This window comes from Streptomyces sp. E11-3 (assembly GCF_046540415.1).
Classification (GTDB): domain Bacteria; phylum Actinomycetota; class Actinomycetes; order Streptomycetales; family Streptomycetaceae; genus Streptomyces.
Window position 1 is genome coordinate 1 of record NZ_JAZGRL010000168.1, and the last position, 1,482, is coordinate 1,482.

The following is a 1,482-nucleotide window of genomic DNA, read 5'->3' on the forward strand; positions in this document are numbered from 1 at the left end:
CCCGACCTACCCGCCCTCGCCCAAGACCTCGACGGCACCCTCGTCCGCCCCGGCGAAGCCGCCTGGAAGACCGCCCGCCAGCTCTACAACCCCCGCTTCGACGACCTGAAACCCACGGCCGTCGCCTACGTCGCGCACCCCGACGACATCCGTACAGCCCTGGCCTTCGCCCGCCGCACCCAGACCCCGGTAGCCGTCCGCAACGGCGGCCACTCCTACACCGGTTGGTCCTCTGGCGACGGCCGCCTGATCATCGACGTATCGCGCCTGAACAAAATCGCCCCAGGCGCAACGGCCACCATCGGCGCAGGCGCCCGCCTGATCGACGTCTACCGCACGCTCGCCGCCAAGGGCGTCACCCTCCCCGCGGGCACCTGCCCCTCCGTAGGCATCACCGGCCTGACCCTCGGCGGCGGCCACGGTGTGGCCTCGCGCGCGTACGGCCTGACCTGCGACAGCCTCACCCAGGCCACCCTTGTCACGGCCGACGGCACGCACCTCACCTGCGACGACGAAAAGAAGAGCAAGCACCGCGACCTGTTCTGGGCCCTGCGCGGCGCGGGCAACGGCAACTTCGGCGTCGTCACCGAGCTCCGCTTCCGCACCCACCCGGCACCCCGCGCCGTTACCGCGTATCTCAACTGGCCCTGGAGCAAGGCCCGCCAGGTGCTCACGGCCTGGCAGCAGTGGGGCCCCGACCAGCCCGGCGAGATCTGGTCGGCGCTCAACTTCGCTGCCGAGCCGGGCGCGACCCCCACGTACTACGTCACCGTGTTCTCGCTCGGCGCCTACGACGAGCTGCAGAACGCCGTGGACCGTCTGGCCGACGCCGTCGGTTCCTCGGCGACCCGCGTCACCATGGAGCGCCGCGACTACCTGAAGGCGATGGAGCTGTACGCGGGCTGCGCGGACCTCACCGACGCCCAGTGCCGCCTGCCGGGGCCGACCCCCGGCCGCGATCCCGGGGGCGTACTGCGCCGCGAGACCTACACCTCGCGCTCGGACTTCTTCGACCGTTCGATTCCCGACACGGGCGTACGGGCGCTGCTGAACCGCCTGGAGCGGGTGCGCGGCGAGTCGGGCAGCAGCGGATCCCTCCTGCTCACCGCGCTCGGCGGCGCGGTCAACCAGGTGGACCCGGACGCCACCGCGTTCGTCCACCGCCGCAGCCGGGTGCTGGCGCAGTACATCGCGTCGTGGAAGGCGGGAACCTCCGGAACGGCCGTGCGGGGCTGGCTGAAAACCACCCATGACGCCATGCGCCCGTACGCCTCAGGCTCGGCCTACCAGAACTACCCGGACCCGGACCTGCCCAACTGGCGTACCGCGTACTACGGTTCGGCGTCCTCCCGGCTGGCCGACCTGAAGAAGCGCTACGACCCGACCCGCCTCTTCGACTTCCCACAGGCGCTGTAACCCCACGCCCCTAACCCATGCCCCTAACCCTCATCCCTCACGCCTCACCCGTCCAGCCCCCCGCCA

At 71.3% G+C, this 1,482-nt stretch carries 1 protein-coding gene; it reads left to right on the top strand.

Translation table 11 applies throughout. The annotated features are described in order from the left end of the window. A partial coding sequence (locus U9R90_RS36150; RefSeq protein ID WP_411061730.1) for an FAD-binding oxidoreductase occupies positions 1-1,416 on the top strand: 1,416 nt, incomplete at its 5' end. Positions 1,417-1,482 lie beyond the last annotated feature (66 nt).